Below are 16,129 nucleotides of genomic sequence, written 5' to 3'. Positions count from 1 at the left end.
TTCCCAGCGAAGTTCGCTTCGTTCGCAACTACAGTGCATCTCAGGAGGCATGCATGGTTGTTGGAATGGCAGACCGCTCGGCTCGACGATCACCCGCGCGTCGTCGCATCGTTCGCATCGTGGTGGCGGCCGCGCTGATCGCGGTCATCGCAGTGATTTTCACGAGCTGTTCGTCCATGACGATCGCATCGTGGAGAGCGATTCCAGCGCTTGCCGACGTAGTCGGTGATCGCGGTGAGGTCACGGCTTCGATCAGAGAATCACGGATCAACGTCTCCCCCGACTGCACGCTCTCCGTCTCTCTCGCAGCCGGCACCACCACAACGGAGATCAGCGACGTGCTCTCCTCGATCGCTCCGGTCGAACGATTCGAGCCGTGCACCGTCAGGAGCGTGCAGACAGACTCTCGCGCCGAGGTGTACTCCGATGATTGGGACCTCATTACCGCTGAGGGATGGAACGCGATCGCCGACATGCTCACTCGCTCCGGGCAGGTCTCACTGTTCGTCAGCGTCGAGAAGCCCTCGGCGATCACGAGCTTCTCCGACCCAGAGGCCTACGCAGACTTCGTTGCGAAGGTCGAAGCCTTGACCGCCGGCGCCCCGCTCGAAGAGTCGATCGGGCCAGTACGGTGGACCCTCGACTGGTCGCAGAGCACCGGAGCATTCAACGAGGTACGGATCGCGACCGATGAAACCCCGTCGCCAGCATTCGCGGTATTCCTGAATGCAATCGCGCCGCAGTTCGGTTCCGAAGAATTTTCGATCGGCGTCACCCACGTGATCACGGATGGGAAAGTGGTCACCCGCGTGGAATGCTCCGAACCCGACGCCGAAATGATCGCCGAGGTCACTGCAGCATTCGAGAAGTCGGGACTCGACGGCGCGCTCAACTTCGCGGAATAGCAGGCATGTGACCCGCTGAACGTGACCGCGTGCGAACGAACGATGTCAGTGGTCTCCGCGAAGATTTTCCTAGTCGCGGTCGAGTGACGTCACAAAGGAGCACACATGTCTGTCCGGAATTGGCGAGGTCGTGTGTTCATCGGCACGAGCCTCGATGGCTTCATTGCGAAGCCCGACGGCGATCTCACTTGGCTGACGAACCCTGTCGCTCGCTCGCACCAGGCCACCGCCAGCGAAACGCCGGGTCTCGAATGGGAGACGTTCATTCCCGCAATCGACGCGGTTGTCATGGGTCGAACCACCTACGAGACCGTTCTCGGTTTCGAAGCCTGGCCGTTTGCCGAACTGACAGTCATCGTGCTCAGCACAACCTTGCAGCAATCTCCCCACGCGAGCGTGGCTCGCTCGCTCGACGAAGCGACCACCATGCTGAACGACGCTGGCGCGCGCGAGGTATACATCGATGGCGGCACCGTGGTGCAGGCGAGCCTTGCCGCCGGGCTCGTCGATGAGATCACAGTCTCGATCGCACCAGTGCTCATCGGCAGTGGCGCGAAGCTCTTCGGCGCGCTCCCCGACGATGTCCTTCTGACGCTTCTCGGACATCATTCGACCCCAGACGACGGCTTGGTACGGATCACCTACGCCGTGGAACACGCCTGAGCGCGAGCCGCGAGAACACGAAAAAGCCCCAGAAATCATTGATTTCTGGGGCTTCGTGCCGCGATGTATTTCTCGCGTATCGTTGCGGGGACAGGATTTGAACCTGCGACCTCCGGGTTATGAGCCCGGCGAGCTACCGAACTGCTCCACCCCGCGGCACAAGAATTAACTATACGTGTGAAGCAGAAGGAGCGCAAATCGAGGCGGCTCGAGACGGGTCGGAGCACACTCGCAATCCGGATTCGATCACGCTCGCTCAATGAAACAGGGCCCGAGCATTGCTCGGGCCCTGCTTCGTCTCGCTGGAGCCGGTCACACTGTGACCGGCCTTAGCGTCCGGCTCCACACCTGCTATTCGGAAAGCTCGAGAGCCTTCGCGATCGCGGCCTGCAGTCGCGTGTCCGCCTCAGCAGCAGCAACGAGATCGTTTGCCGCATATGCGTCTTCACGATCCTGCAGTGCTTGCGAGGCCTCGTTCAACGCCTGCTGCAGCTCCGGTGACATTTCTGCGCCGCCAGTGCCTTCACCTTCAGGATCCGTGGGCACGCCCTCTGAATCATCGGGGTCGGTGCCGGGCACGATGTCCTCATCGCCCGCCGCCGCTCCCGAGTCACCCTCGAACAGCGCGTCGAGCGCCTGGTCGAGCGTGTCCTCGAAGGCGATGTTGTTTCCGAAAGCAACCATCACCTTTCGAAGCACTGGGAACGAGGTCGCACCGGTCGACTTCAGGTACACGGGCTGCACGTACAGCAGACCGCCACCGACTGGGAGCGTCAACAGGTTTCCGAGTTCGACGTTCGACTGACCCTCACGAAGGATGTTCAGGTCGATCGCGATCGTGTCGTCGGTGTCGAAGGTGTTCTGCACCTGACCGGGGCCAGGGATCGAACGACTCTTCGGCAGCAGTTGCAAGGTCAGCTGACCGTAGGTATCGGCGATCTCACCCTGCGTGCTTCCCGCGTCGGCGTTCGCCGAGAGGTAGCCGTAGAGCACGTTCCGTCCATCCTTCGGGATGAAGGTGCTGTAGATCGTGAATGCCGGATCCTGTTCACCGACCTTCATCGTCAGGTAGTACGGCGGCTGCAGGCGAGCGGTCTCGTTGTTATCTGCGGTCGGTTCGTTCGGGGTGACCCACTCGTCATCACCCGAGTAGAACGTGCCCGGGTCGTTGACGTGGTAGTCGCCGAGAATGTAGCGCTGCACCTTGAACAGATCTGAGGGGTACCGCACCTGGCTCAGCAGTTCGCCCGACATCTCTTCCATCGGCTTCACTGTGTCGGGGTAGATCTGCATCCAAGCCTTCAGGATCGGATCTTCGATGTCCCAGGCGTAGAGGGTCACCGAACCGTCAGCCGCATCGACAACAGCCTTCACGGAGTTGCGCAAGTAGTTGATCGTCTCGCTCAGCACCGCCTGCGGGTTGTTGTAGGTGTCACTGATGGCCGTCAACATGTCGATCTGCTTCGAGTACGGATACATGTTCGAGGTCGTGAACCCATCAACGATCCAGACGATTCGCCCATCGACGACTGCCGGGTAGGTGTCGTTGTCGAGCGTCAGGAACGGTGCAACCTTCTGGACACGCTCGCGAGGATCGCGGTCGTACAGGATCTGCGAGCCGTCCGTTACTGCATCCGAGAACAGAATCTGCTCGCTCTGGAACTTGATCGCGTAGATCAGTCGCTTGAGCACGTTGTCGAGTTTCGGTCCGCCGTCACCCTCGAAGGTGTAATAGGCGTTGCTGGACTCTTCACTGTCCTGGTCGAGCGGGTAATCGAGCTCGAGATCGCGGTCGTTTCCGCCGACGATCGAATACTCGGGGCTGGACTCACCGAAGTAGATCCGCGGCTCGAATTCACCGAGTTCGCCCTCCGGCGGAATTCCCGACTGCATGAAGACCGGCTGGCCTTCGGTGCCGCGCTGGTTCCCGTATGCGGCGACGAGGCCGAACCCGTGCGTGTAGACGATGGTCGAGTTGTACCAGCTCTGACCCTCGATGAAGTCGGGGTCGAGCTCGCGCACTGCGAGCACGGTGTCCTGCACCTGACCATCGATTTCGTAGCGCCCGACGTCAAGGATCTCCGGGAAGCCGTAGTACTGGCGGTACTCCTGGAGGTTTGCGAATGCCTCCGTGACGAGCGCGGGGTCGAGGATACGGATGTTGGTCGTCGTCGCTGCGTCATCCCGAAGCGCACCGGCTTCTGCGGTGATCTTCGCGTCGTAGGTTTCTTCGATCATGCCGTCGACGCCGTAGGCGGTCTGCGTCGCCTGAATGTTGCGCTCAATGAATTCCGACTCGAGCGAACGCGCGCTCGGCAGTACCTGGAATCGCTGAATCAGCGCGGGGTAAGCGAGGCCGACCACAAGCGAGGCGACGACGAGCAGTGCCGTTCCGACCAGCGAGATCTTCCAGCGACCGAGCACTGCGGTCACGATGAAGAGCAGTGCGATGAGCGCTGCGATACCCGCGAGGATCTGCTGCCCAGGGATGATTGCATTCGCTTCGGTGAAGCCGACACCTGTCGGCACATCGCCACCGGTCGAGCTCTGCACGACAGTGGCGTACTGGCCGAGCCAGATGGAAGCTGCGAGCGCGGCCATGTAGAGCGCTGCGAGCACCGCGAGCTGAATCCGTGAGCCGCGTGCGATGCGAACGTCGCGACCGGTGATCCGGATCGCTCCGTAGAGGTAGCTCGTCGCCAAAGTCGCAACGGCGCAGGCGAAGAGGATGCTCATGATGAACGCGACCGCGCTCTGGTAGAACGGCAGCTCGAAGACGTAGAAGCCGACGTTCAAACCGAACTGCGCGTCAACCTGCCCCTCGCCGAAGCTCTGTCGGTTCAGCCACAACTGCGCTGATTCCCAACGGCTTGAGGTCGCGACACCTGCGAACAGGCCGAACACGATCGGGATACCGATCATCGCGACGCGACGCAGTGGCTCGATGAGTTCCTGGTACCGGTCGAGCTGCGAGTTCAACTGGGCGTACACAGGACGTGCACGGAACGCGACCTGGATGCTCAGCCACAGTGGCACAGCCATCGCGACGAAACCGATCGCGAACATTACTCCGATCGAGATCCAACGGGTCTGCAGGACGCCGAGGAATCCGAGCTGATCGAACCAGAATACGTCGGCGAGGAAGCCGGAAATAAAGTAGAACCCAACAAGGATCGCCGCGACAATCGCGAGGGTGATCACCAGTGGTGATCGACGCCCCCGCGGCGCAGACGTCGTTGTTGCGGATGTTTCAGACACACATGCTCCCTAAAAGGCAGAGGTTGGGGATTTCCCCAGTCTACCGGGCGAGAGCAGGGCGAGCGACGACTCATTGCAACAAATTCCGCTCAGGGCATGCGCTCCAGGCTCTCGAGCGTTCCGATTCCGAAGGTTCTCGTTACGGCACGACCGCCGCACACCGCGGCAGGTCCGAGAGGTCTCCCCCGCTGGCGACCGTCTCGATCGCGAGGATCGCATCGTCGAGCGTCGTGACCTCGAACACTTCGAGCCCGCTCGGAATGTTTCCGACCACTTCGTTGCAATTGGCGATCGGGGCGAGGAAGTACTCAGCCCCCGCGTCTCGAGCACCGTACATTTTCTGCACGATGCCTCCAATTGGACCGACGTCACCCTGCGCAGTGATCGTTCCGGTGCCAGCCCAGTGCTCACCGTTCGTCAGCGAGCCGGGAGTCAGCGAATCGATGATCCCGAGAGCGAACATCATGCCTGCGCTCGGGCCTCCGACATTCGGAAGTTGAATTGTGACGTCGAAGGGGAACGTGAACTCGTTCTGCAGATAGACGCCGATCACGAGCGCGCCGTCTTCATCGCGAGGGGTCAATGAAACGGTCTGGGTTTCGCCGTCTCTGACGAATTCGACGTCACTTGCCACACCGCTGCCTCGCTCTGCAATCGCGGTGCGAATCGAATACGCGTCATACACCGGTGCGCCGTTGACGGTCAGGATTCGATCCTCGGCTTGGAGCACACCCTCTGCGGGAAGGCCGGGAATGATGTCCGCAACGGTGACGTCGGCCTCGAATTCGAAGCCTTCGTGCAGGAGCGCAGCAGCAATCGCTGAGGATTGCGAATTCTGCATTTCGATCTGACCCTGTTCGTTCGACTGTTCGACGTCAGTTCCCGGAGGGTAGACGAGGTCAATCGGAAGGAATGATCGTGATGGCGAAAGGTACGCCTCTGCCACCTGCACCCAGGTCAATGCGTTGCTCGGATTTCCCATGAGCGAGACCGTGAGCAATCGAAGCTCGCCGTCGGTTTCGTAGGTCTCTTGCCCCTCGATCTCGATGAGCGGACCGGATTCCGTCGAACCGAGCGCATCGAAGGTCGGCCCGGGGAGTTCAACGACATAGGGCGAGGGAACGAAGGCGAGTGCGAGCGTGGCGATGATCGACGCAAGCATCGCTGTCCAACCCGCAGCTTTGGCACGCGCAGCGCGACGTGGCGGAAAGACCATAGTTCTCCTCGGCGTTAGAACTGGCGAAGTGTTCGCCATCGGCGCAGTCTCCTGAAGCGGAATTCTTCTCGAAGAATCCTCGCTCCGGCTAGCGTAGTGGCATGGCTGAACGAGATGAATCTGAAGAAGAACTCCGCGAGATGTTGCGAAAGTTCCTCAGCGGAGAGGCCGGGTTCGACCCGAGCCAGCTCGCGGGAGCTGCAGGAATGCCGAGCGACCCGGCGGCGCTCCAGTCGATCATGTTCCAGCTCCAGCACGCGCTCCAGAACTCCACTGGTGAAGTGGACTGGTCGATCACGACGCAGCAGGCGAACCGTGCGATCAGCGCGAATCCTGGATCTGTGACCCATGAGCAACGCGAACAGGTCAAGAGCGCCTCGCACGTTGCAGCACTTTGGATTTCCGAGGCGACGGAGATCGGTTCGGCCGGCGACGAACTCATCCTGCTGAGTCGACAGCAATGGGCAGAGCGCACCGCACCGGTCTGGATTGAGATGGCGCAGCCAGTCGCCGAGAGCATCGCTGGCGCGCTTGCAACTGCAATGCGTGAGAACGCACCGGAAGAGGCTCAGGGGATGCTGAGCGGCGCCGAGAACGTCCTGCGCGGCTTCGGCGGAACGCTCTTCGCGATGCAGCTCGGCCAAGTCATTGGTGGTCTCGCGGGTGAGGTCGTATCGGCTGGCGATATCGGAATTCCGCTCCTCGACGACGGCGCAGTCCTCCCGGTCAATCTGCTCCCCATCGCCGAGGGCCTCGAGATCCCCGCGGACCAGGTCAATCTCTGGTTCTCGGTTCGTGAACTCGCGCATGCACGACTGTTCCGCCACGCACGTTGGCTCCGACTCGACATGATCACCTCGATTCGCGAGTACGCAGCAGGACTGCACATCGACATGGAACGAATCGAGAGCCTTGCAGTCGACTTCGATCCGCAGAACCCTGAGCAATTGCGACAGGCGCTCACGGACGGCAGCCTGATTCCGGAGAAAACCGAAGAGCAGCGAGAGGCACTCGCGAAACTGGAGACCACGCTCGCGCTCGTCGAGGGCTGGGTCGACTGCGTCACCGAGCGCGCAAGCGTTCGTCTGCCGAAGCGCGATGCGATCTCAGAGGCCGTTCGACGTCGGCGTGCAAGCGGAGGTCCAGCAGAGAAAGCCCTCGGCTCGCTCGTCGGACTCGAACTGCGGCCGCGTCGGCTCCGTGAGGCTGCCGCGTTCTGGAACACCGTCACCGAAGCTGTCGGCCCAGAACTCCGGGACAGCCTGTGGGCACATCCCGATCTGCTTCCCACCTCGGACGATATCGATGACGCGAGCTCGGTCATCGCAAAGTTGCGTGGAGAAACTCCCGAACAAGACGATATGGATCGCGCCCTCGACGCGCTGCTCGCCGGGGACTTCGACGACCTGGGAGGATCTCCCGAAGTCTCGAGTCATACCTCAGCCGCCAGCGACGACTCGGTCGCTGAGGAGTCGTCTGAAGAAGAGTCAGCTGGTGAAGTACCCACTACTGAAGAGCCAGACGGCGCCGCCACCGACGAGGACGATTCGAACCCGGGTGCTCGCTGACTAGGTCACGCTTGTGGACAACTTCGGGGGACGGCTGGCGGCACCCTGCATGATGCGGGAATGTTCCGACTTGATCCTGAAATCCCGCTGCTCTGGCTGAGCCCAACACACGTCCGCATCGGGCGAGACACAACGCTCGCTGAGTTCCCCTCGCTCTCCGATCAGAGCGAGCGCGCGTTGTTCGCGCTTCGCAAAGGCGCCGTGCGGGGTGAACTCGAGTTGATCCTCGGCTCACGCCGGGCAACCGATGCGTTCCTCGCGACCTGCGCCAGAGCACTGTTGCCGAGCGCGTCATCGAATCGCAAGTATCTGCTGCACGGATCGGGAACGCTCTCGTCTACCGTTCGTGGACTCCTCGATGCCGAGCACCACGACGTCCAGGCAAAACAGCCGGAGTGCACGGTGTACATCGCCGATTGGCAGATCCCGGCTAGTGACCTGCAGCACGCGCTCCTTCAGGACCGACCGCATCTCCCGGTCACCATTGGCGATCAAATCGTGCGGATCGGGCCGGTCACGTTTCCAGGGAGGGGCGCCTGCGAGCGCTGCTTCGAAATGCATCAGCGAGACCAGGATCCGGCGTCCTCGAAAGCGTACTTCCGCCGTGAACCCATCTCGCTCCGCCCGACAACGGTTGCCCTCGCGTCCTCCTTGATCGTCGCCGCACTTGAGGCGTTGTCACGGATGCACCGAGATCATGCATCAACAGAACTGCAGGCTGGCACCATTTGGTCGCTCGACCGCGCCACGAACACCGTTACCGTGCGCGTTGCGGCTCCCCACCCGGAGTGCGGCTGCGCATCTCACTCAAGAACCGACTCGGCTCCTGCGGCCTGCCCGCAGAATTCGAGTAATACGACAGTTGCAACGATTTCCGAGCCCGGGTCACGCCAACATATGCAAGGCGACGTTCCTCGTCGATTCCCGTGAGCCCGCTCGCATACGAGATCGGGAGTAACCCCTCGACCATCCCGATGATGAACACGTGATCCCATTCCAAACCCTTCGCCGCGTGCAACGTCGCAATGGTCACAGTCTCGGGACTCGGATCATCTTCCAGTTCCTTGCGACGGAGCAGCTCAGCGGCGAAGTTCGCAACGGTCGTGCCCTCTGGTGCTTCGTCGGCAAGCCGCACGAGCACGTTCAAGGCGTCCCAGCGGGCTCGGACCGCTCCGACTTGCTCGGGTGCTTCGTGTGTGTACCCGAGTTCCTGGACGATATCGATCACCGATTGGAAGAGCGGCGCCTTCGTTGCCGGCGCTGAACGCAGCATCATGATTGCGCGTTGCACTTCCGGAATCTCGAAGAACCGAACAGCACCCGCAACCTGCGTCGAGAGTCCCGCTTTCGCGAAAGCGTCGACGAGCGCGGGCGTTTGCGAATGAATGCGAGTGAGCACCGCGATCGACTTCGGGCTGATTCCCTGCGCGACGAGCGTTTTCGCCGCCGCCGCAACCGCAGTCACCTCGTCACGATCGCTCGGAAACGCTGCGATCGTCGGTTCTGGCCCCTCGGCCTCGTGCGCTGCCTGGAGTTCGAGTGCGCCCGGGCGACCGCGCATCAAACGATTCGCGATTCCCACGATCGGGGCGCTTGAACGGTAGTTCTGTTCCAGCCGAATCACCTTCGCACCCGCGCGCGACTCCGCGAAGTCGAGGAGGTAGCGACTGGTGGCTCCGGTGAAGGAGTAGATCGTCTGGCTGGCATCACCCACGACACAGAGATCGGCACGACCGCCGAGCCACGCATCCAGGAGCGCGTGCTGGAGCGGCGAGACATCCTGGAACTCATCGACCATGAAGTATCGGTACCGCGAGCGCACCGCATCGGCAGCGATCGGCTCGTTCAGCAACATGCCCGTGCAGGCGAGCAGAATGTCTTCGAAGTCGATCATTCGCCGCTCGTCTTTGATCGACTCGTACTGCTGCTGAATGTCCATCATCTGCTCGTGCGTGAGCCGCGGTGGCAATGCTCTCGTCCTGGCTCGCAGACTGTACTCATCGAACGTGAGCGAGTTCGCTTTTCTCCACTCGATCTCCGAGGCAATGTCACGGATTGTCGGCACATCGAGCGGGAGCCGGAGTTTTTGCCCGACATCGGCGATGAGCCGCGACTTCTGGCTCATGATCTCCGGCATCCGATTTCCGGCCAGGCGTGGCCAGAAGTACGACAACTGCGCAAGCGCTGCTGAGTGGAACGTTCGTGCCGCGGCCTCGGGTGCCCCGAGCACCGAGAGCCGCGACCGGAGCTCACCAGCAGCTTTCGAGGTGAACGTCAGCGCCAGCACCTTGTTCGCTTCGAAGACACCGACCGCAACGCCATAGGCAATGCGATGCGTGATCGTTCGCGTTTTACCCGTGCCTGCGCCTGCGAGAATCGCAACCGGCCCGCGCAGCGCAGTTGCCGCGGTCTGCTGCTGGTCGTCAAGCCCGGCGAGCAGGTCCTCGGGCTTCATTCCGGCTGACCTTCGTCATCTCGACCCTCTGCGTCCGCTCCCCTGGCGATCCAGCGTTCGATCACGAATCGAGCGATCGACGTCGGTCCGGGAAGCGCAAAGCCATCGCCTGCGAGCAGCTCGGAGCGTGTGAACCATCGAACCTCGACAATTTCCTCACCGTCGGCACGGGCGTCGTCTTCATTCGCCGCGACACACTCGAATGCGATCATGATGGACCGCGGAAACGGCCACGGCTGCGAGGCAACGTATTGCACGCGGTCGGCGGCTATCCCGGACTCCTCGAAAACTTCTCGCGCCACGGTCGCCTCGAGCGACTCCCCAAGCTCCACGAATCCCGCGAACAAAGAAAAACGATCATCGGGCCAAGCGGCGTTTCTCCCGAGCAGAATCTTCGAATCGTCAGCGTTGTGGACTGCGACGATCACTGCAGGATCCATGCGAGGGAAGATCTCACGGCCAGTTTCGTCACGCTGCACCCACCCCGCCTGGGTCAGCGAAGTCATGCTCCCGTCGTGCGGGCTGAATCGGTTCGCCTGGTGCCACTGCGAAAGCGCCAGCCCCGCGACAAATGCACTGGAGTCCTCAGCGTGCAGGAGCGACCCGATCACTCGGAGCGTCTGCCATTCGGAGCCTTCGGGTGCCTCAGTGTGTGCCGCGACCTCCGCGAGCAAGAGGAGATTTGCGTCGCCCGACGCTCCCGATGGGTCAGCGCTGATCGAGGCCGAGGTTCCCGAATCTGCAAGCGCTCGTTGCTCTGGAGCAAGATCGGTGCGGCCGAGCAAAGAGAGCTGCGCGTCCTGCGGGACTGCACTCGGAGAGACCCAGACGAGGGAAGCACCACGGACGGGCGCGTGCTCCTCGCGGATCATGAGAATTCGAGTGCGGGGATCTTCCATCGCCTTCGCAATGACGTCGGCATCCGCTCGGGCCTCAGCGAAGCGATTGATGCCGGGTCGCGAAAATGTGGGAAACACCCAGTCCTCCTCTTTGCTCGCGCAGATTGCCACTTTTGCCACAGCTGTCAGCAAACTCAAGCGCGTGGCGCAGTCCAGCCGGAACTCGGGCAACTAGCCTGTTGAGCATGGCATCGAATCCTTTCACTCTAGCCGCGCTCGCAACGACAGCAGTGCCTGGAATTTCGATTGTTGGCGCAGTGGACGACGGCAGCGATGCCGAACGCGATGTGGTTGCCTTGACAACGGCCGAGGGCGAGACGCTTCGCGCCTTCGTCCCCCGCACCCCCGGAGCGCTCTCTGGATGGCTGAGCGAATCACGTGCCCTCCAGGCACTCACTGCCGGAGCGCGAGAGCGTCTTCCGTTCAGTGTCCCTTCGGCCCTCGGCGAGGCGGCAATTCAGCGCACCTCCGTCGTCGTGACGACACGACTCGGCGGAGTTCCAGCGCGCCTCGATGACATCTCCCCTCGCCACCCCGGATTCCCCGCCGCGGTCGGGAACGCGATCGCCGCGATTCACTCGCTGCCGACCAGCATCATCGCGGATGCGGGCCTCAGCCACCGTTCGGTTTCCGAAATTCGTGATGATCTGTTTACGATCTTCGATCGGGCAGCCGCCACGGGGCACGTTCCGAAGGAACTGCTGCAGCGCTGGGAGGAAGCAGCCGAAGACCGCGAACTCTGGCAGTTCAAACCGGTCGTCGTCCACGGCGACATGCAGCCTGCTGCGCTCCACCGCGACCAGGACAGCGTCGCGGGAATCACCAACTGGCACGCCCTCGCGCTCGGAGATCCGGCTCGCGATCTGTATTTCCTTCTCGGGAGCGAACAGTTCGCGAGCGTTGATGCCGCATTCGCCGCATACACGGACGCCCGCGGGGGCGCTGATCGGCAACTTCGACGACGCGCGATGTTGCACGCCGAACTGGAGATCGCAAAGTGGCTGCTGCATGGCGTGGACTCCGCCGACGCCGAGATCGTTGCCGATGCTCGAGGCATGCTGGCCGGACTCGTCGACCGTGTCGACGGTGATGAGAGTGTCGCGATCACGGCCGAGCGTTTCGAGACCATGGACCTGCAGGATGTCAAAGAGCTCTTGCAGCGCTCCGAGTCGCAGGGAACGCGCGCGACGGGGCCCGTCGAGTCGGGCTTCGAGTTCGAGGACGCAGAGACGCAGTGGCCGCAAGCGGCTCCAGCACAGCGCGCTTCGGCTCCCGATTCCGCGCCTGCGGATGCCGTGGAAACAGCGGTGATCGCCCCGCTGGACGAGACCCGCGGCAGCGACGGCAATCACACCAACGATGACGATCGCGCACGTGACGGCGAGGACGAGACTCGACGGCCGTAGGCGTGGCTCCAGACCGACCGTAGGCGCGGGTCCACACGACCGTAGGCGCGGCTCCATGCGACCGTAGGCGTGGCTCCATGCGTCTGTGCCGTCGGGCGTCTTGTCGTGTCAGCGCTCCCTTGGGAAAAGGTTCGCAGGCGCTGGGAATGACAGATGGAAGAACTCCTGCTGCGCCCGTATGTCGCCGAAATCTTCGCTCTTCACCGTGATTCGGTGTTCTGAGACCTCGACAATTCGAACCGCAATCGCGGTGCCGACTTCATCGACCAGAGTGAACTGATCAGCCAAGTACCCGATGCCAGCGTGCTCGAGTGATTCTTCTGCCGAAAGCCAGTCCATTTCTCCCGTGATCGGGCGGCCGAGGAGATTCACCGCGACGAAGCCTTCGCCCGCGGGAACCAGCCATCCGAGTCGTTCGCGATCTCCGGCTCGACGGTGCTCGATCCAGTCTTCGTTCACGGTCGTTCTCCAAGAATGCGTCGAGTTGTCGTTGCCCAGAGCGCAGTGAGTTCGGATTCGGTCATCAGCGCATCTGGGCGGATGATCGTGTCGTATTCGACGAAGTAGAACTCCGCGGAGATGTCCTCGAGTGCCCGTCCGCTGTACTGCGAGTACGCAACCCGGTAGAGCGCGAGTTGCGCGGCTCTCTCCGCGAGGTCGTGATCGCTCTGAGGAAGCTTGCCGGTCTTCCAGTCGACCACCAGGATCCCGTCACCCTCGGCAAACACCGCATCGAGCTTGCACACGACAACTTGCTCACCCAAGAGCGCATGAATCTCGATCTCGGTTTCAAGAGGGGTCAGAGTGGCATATTTCGATCGCTCGAATGTCGCCCGAAGTGTTGCGAGTCGTGCGCCGTCGACCGCCACGAGTTCTTCATCGTCGACGTCCGTCGAAAACAGGTCCGGATCGTGATCGCTGAGGCCGAATGACGACGTCGCTCGGGTCTCTACCCATTCGTGGAACAGCGTGCCGAGCCTGGTCGCTCGAAATGGTCGCTGTGGGAGCGGGCGCGCGGCAACGGAGGCACGGGCAAGCGGGTCAGCAACCCAGTCTTTGAACCCTGAGGCAGCGATTCGCTCTGGAACATTGCGATGCTGTTCGTTGCGCTCATTGCGTGCACGCTCGTCGAGGAGACGATCGACAAGTTCGCTCCAGCGATGCGGTGCGTTGTCGGGTTGCTCTGCGATCATCTGCGCTGCTGCTTCAATGCGAGCACGCCGCTTGCCGAGCGGATCCCTCGGCCAGACTTCGACCTGAGTTTCGAGACTCACCGGGTTTTCAGCGCCCTTTTCGGGTTCCGGTCGGAGTTCCTGCCCGAGAAGCGCCGCGCTCTCCTCGAGGAAGATGCTGGGTGCGTGCGGTTTTACGTTGACACTCCAGGTCGATGCGCTCAACAAGAGGGAGTGACGAGCACGAGTGAACGCGACATATGCGAGACGGCGCTCTTCTTCGAGCGCATTCGCCTTATTCTGCTCTTGCAGTTGCGTGATCGCGTCGTGCGCCTCGTGCTGAGTCGCGAGCGAACGCCACTGCAACTGAGGCAGAGCGTCGCGGTCTCCTCGGAACTCATACGGGAGTTCACCGAGCCGGAGCCATCCGTTGATGAATTTCAAAGAAGTCGGAAAGCTCCCGTTCACGAGACACGGCACTGCCACGGCGTCCCACTCGAGACCTTTCGCGCCGTGCACGGTCAAGATCTGAACGACCCCTGGCGCGGGCGTCACACTCGGTGTTTGCATTTCGCTTTTGCTGTTTTCCGCGCGGTCGAGCCAGGAAACGAGCGATCCGAGGGTTCCGAGCGAGTCGGAGGCAGTAAAGCTCTGTACTTCACTGAGGAACGCATCGAGGTTGGCGCGACCGCGCCGGCGACCGGGGTTCGCCGCGAGTTCGATGTCGAGGTGGAGTCGTCGTTCGACGAGTCGAATGAATTCGATCAGCGGGAGACCGGCATGGCGTCGAAGGTCCGCGAACAGCCGACCCGCCTCCTGCATCCGAAGGAGTCCTTGCTCGCTGAAGCGTTCGAGCACCGCAGCGCCACCAGTATTTCGGCTGAGTTCGTCGAGCGCATCGACGAGCGACTCATGCGCGTCACTTGCGGTTGAAGCGCGCAGCTTCGCTTGCAATTCGTCGCTCAACTGCTTGCCGTCAAGACCTCGGCGCTGCAGAAGACGCGCGTAGCTCCCGAGCTCCCAGAGGTCTTTTGGTCCGATCCGCCAGCGGGCTCCGGCGAGGAGCCGCAACAGAGCATTGTTCGCATCGGGGTCTGAAACAACCCGGAGCGCGCTCGTGATGTCGGCGATCTCCGGCTCGTCGAAGAGTGCGTCCACGCCAGCAACCTGCACGGGGATGCCCCGAGCTTCGAGTGCATCTGCGAATCGGCGCATGTGCTTCTTGGTGCGGAGCAGAATCGCCGCACTGATCTCACCGGACTGCTGACGTTGGTCGAGGACCCAGTCTGCGACCGTCTCAATCTCTTGATCGAGTGTTTCCTCGTGCCGGATCGTTACTCGACCGGCGCCCGCACTCGGGCTCGGCTGCAGAGTGTCGACCCCACCGGCAGGGAGCGCTTTGACCGTGTGATTCGCAACTTCAAGGATCTGGGAGCTGTTCCGCCAGCTCGTCGTGAGCGAGAATCGCAATGTGGCGGAGAAATCTCGAGCAAACCGCTGCAGCGTTTCCGCGCTCGCTCCTCGCCAGCCGTAGATCGACTGGTTTGGATCGCCCACCGCCATGACGGGAGCGCCGGCGAAGAGCGTCGTCAGCAGTCGGATCTGCACGACGGAAGTGTCTTGATACTCGTCGAGGAGCACCACTCGGTACTGCGTTCGCAAGGTCTCGCCCACTCGGCTGTCCGCTTCTGCAGCGGCGAGCGCAAAACGAACCTGGTCGCTGAATTGGGTAAGGCCGCGTTTGCGTTTCTCCTCGTCGAAGGCAACTGCGAGTTCACTCAGGTCGGAGAGATTCTTCTGACTCGAGAACAGTCGTTCGACGAGCGCGCGCTTCGTCGCGGAGAGCGCGCGTTCCCCCGGTTCGGTTTCTGGCAGGTCAAGCACCGCGAGCAGTTGCTCCCCGAACCCTGCCAGACGTTGCACGTCCACGACGTTGTCACCAAGGGCCGCGGTCAGGCGAAGGATGAGCTCAGCGACACCCGACTCGTTCTTATCGAGGTCTGCAAGCCGTTCGTTCGTGCTTGCTCGGGCGACCTCACGAGCGAGCAACCAGGCTGCGGAGTCACCAATGAGTTCGGCGTTGGGGTCGCGCCCGACGATGAGCGCATTGTCTCGGAAGATCCGATCGGCGAAGGCGTTGTACGTCGAGATCGTTGGAACCGCGAAGTCGAGTTCGGGCAGTGATGGGCTGCCAGAGGCTGAGGACGTGTTGGTCGCGTGCGCGCCACCGCCGGCGCCTGCTGAATTCGCACCATTCTGCGCTTGATTCTGCGCTTGAACGAACGAGATACCGTTCGCGCGTTGCCATGACCGCAGCTGCCGAAGCTGCAACGCAATTCGTGATTGCAATTCCCCGGCGGCTTTCTTTGTGAACGTAAGACCCAAAATCTGCTCGGGGGCGACGAGCCCGTTTGCAACGAGCCACAACACTCGTTGCGACATGGTTTCGGTCTTGCCACTTCCAGCGCCAGCGACCACGAGCGCCGGTTCGAGTGGAGCGGTGATCACGGCCCGCTGTTCTGGCGTCGGTGCGAATGACTTTCCCAGCGCCTGGGCGATCATCTCGGGTGAAATTTGGTGCACTACC

10 protein-coding genes, 1 tRNA gene and 1 pseudogene are annotated in these 16,129 nt (G+C 62.0%); 5 read left to right on the top strand and 7 right to left on the bottom strand.

Annotated elements, in window-relative coordinates; all coding sequences use genetic code 11:
• Positions 1 to 53: 53 nt before the first annotated feature.
• Positions 54 to 905, top strand: coding sequence for a hypothetical protein (locus tag U2H20_RS00535; protein ID WP_430592584.1), 852 nt, complete (start codon positions 54 to 56; stop codon positions 903 to 905).
• A 105-nt stretch (positions 906 to 1,010) separates the two neighbouring features.
• Positions 1,011 to 1,568 carry a dihydrofolate reductase family protein gene (locus tag U2H20_RS00530; RefSeq protein ID WP_430592583.1) on the top strand — a complete coding sequence of 186 codons (558 nt, stop codon included), beginning with the start codon at positions 1,011 to 1,013 and terminating at the stop codon, positions 1,566 to 1,568.
• Positions 1,569 to 1,650: 82 nt separating this feature from the next.
• Here the strand turns inward: U2H20_RS00530 and U2H20_RS00525 are convergent.
• From U2H20_RS00525 to U2H20_RS00515, 3 genes are all read right to left on the bottom strand, one after another.
• Positions 1,651 to 1,724 (bottom strand) — tRNA-Met (locus tag U2H20_RS00525).
• A 195-nt stretch (positions 1,725 to 1,919) separates the two neighbouring features.
• On the bottom strand, positions 1,920 to 4,826 hold the full coding sequence (locus U2H20_RS00520) for a UPF0182 family protein (RefSeq protein ID WP_430592582.1): 2,907 nt from the start codon (positions 4,824 to 4,826) through the stop codon (positions 1,920 to 1,922).
• 139 nt (positions 4,827 to 4,965) lie between these two features.
• The gene (locus U2H20_RS00515; RefSeq protein WP_430592581.1) at positions 4,966 to 6,042 is read right to left on the bottom strand and encodes a YlbL family protein; all 1,077 of its coding nucleotides are present in this window, start codon (positions 6,040 to 6,042) and stop codon (positions 4,966 to 4,968) included.
• A gap of 101 nt (positions 6,043 to 6,143) precedes the next feature.
• Here U2H20_RS00515 and U2H20_RS00510 point away from each other — a divergent pair, with 101 nt between their 5' ends.
• The gene (locus U2H20_RS00510; RefSeq protein WP_430592580.1) at positions 6,144 to 7,610 is read left to right on the top strand and encodes a zinc-dependent metalloprotease; all 1,467 of its coding nucleotides are present in this window, start codon (positions 6,144 to 6,146) and stop codon (positions 7,608 to 7,610) included.
• Positions 7,611 to 7,670: 60 nt separating this feature from the next.
• A pseudogene (locus tag U2H20_RS00505) lies at positions 7,671 to 8,399 on the top strand (hypothetical protein); the annotation flags it as partial.
• Here U2H20_RS00505 and U2H20_RS00500 read toward each other — a convergent pair.
• Positions 8,368 to 10,065: an ATP-dependent helicase gene (locus tag U2H20_RS00500; RefSeq protein WP_430592579.1), complete on the bottom strand. Its 1,698-nt coding sequence runs from the start codon at positions 10,063 to 10,065 to the stop codon at positions 8,368 to 8,370. The pseudogene U2H20_RS00505 and the gene U2H20_RS00500 overlap by 32 nt on opposite strands.
• Complete coding sequence (nudC, locus tag U2H20_RS00495; protein ID WP_430592578.1) at positions 10,062 to 11,042, bottom strand: NAD(+) diphosphatase; 981 nt, start codon at positions 11,040 to 11,042, stop codon at positions 10,062 to 10,064. Before nudC ends, U2H20_RS00500 begins: the two co-directional genes overlap by 4 nt.
• Positions 11,043 to 11,149: 107 nt before the next feature.
• Between nudC and U2H20_RS00490 the strand changes: the two genes are divergently transcribed.
• Positions 11,150 to 12,370, top strand: coding sequence for a phosphotransferase (locus tag U2H20_RS00490; protein ID WP_430592577.1), 1,221 nt, complete (start codon positions 11,150 to 11,152; stop codon positions 12,368 to 12,370).
• Between the two features lie 108 nt (positions 12,371 to 12,478).
• Here U2H20_RS00490 and U2H20_RS00485 read toward each other — a convergent pair whose 3' ends face one another.
• Both U2H20_RS00485 and U2H20_RS00480 read right to left on the bottom strand, forming a co-directional pair.
• Positions 12,479 to 12,829, bottom strand: coding sequence for a hypothetical protein (locus U2H20_RS00485; RefSeq protein WP_430592576.1), 351 nt, complete (start codon positions 12,827 to 12,829; stop codon positions 12,479 to 12,481).
• Positions 12,826 to 16,125: a UvrD-helicase domain-containing protein gene (locus tag U2H20_RS00480; protein ID WP_430592575.1), complete on the bottom strand. Its 3,300-nt coding sequence runs from the start codon at positions 16,123 to 16,125 to the stop codon at positions 12,826 to 12,828. The genes U2H20_RS00485 and U2H20_RS00480 overlap by 4 nt, the downstream gene beginning before the upstream one ends.
• Between the last annotated feature and the right edge of the window lie 4 nt (positions 16,126 to 16,129).

It is taken from the genome of Humidisolicoccus flavus (assembly GCF_045689595.1).
GTDB classification, from domain to species: Bacteria; Actinomycetota; Actinomycetes; order Actinomycetales; family Microbacteriaceae; genus Humidisolicoccus; species Humidisolicoccus flavus.
Note: the sequence above shows the minus strand (reverse complement) of the source record. Positions and strands in the feature narration are given on the sequence as shown.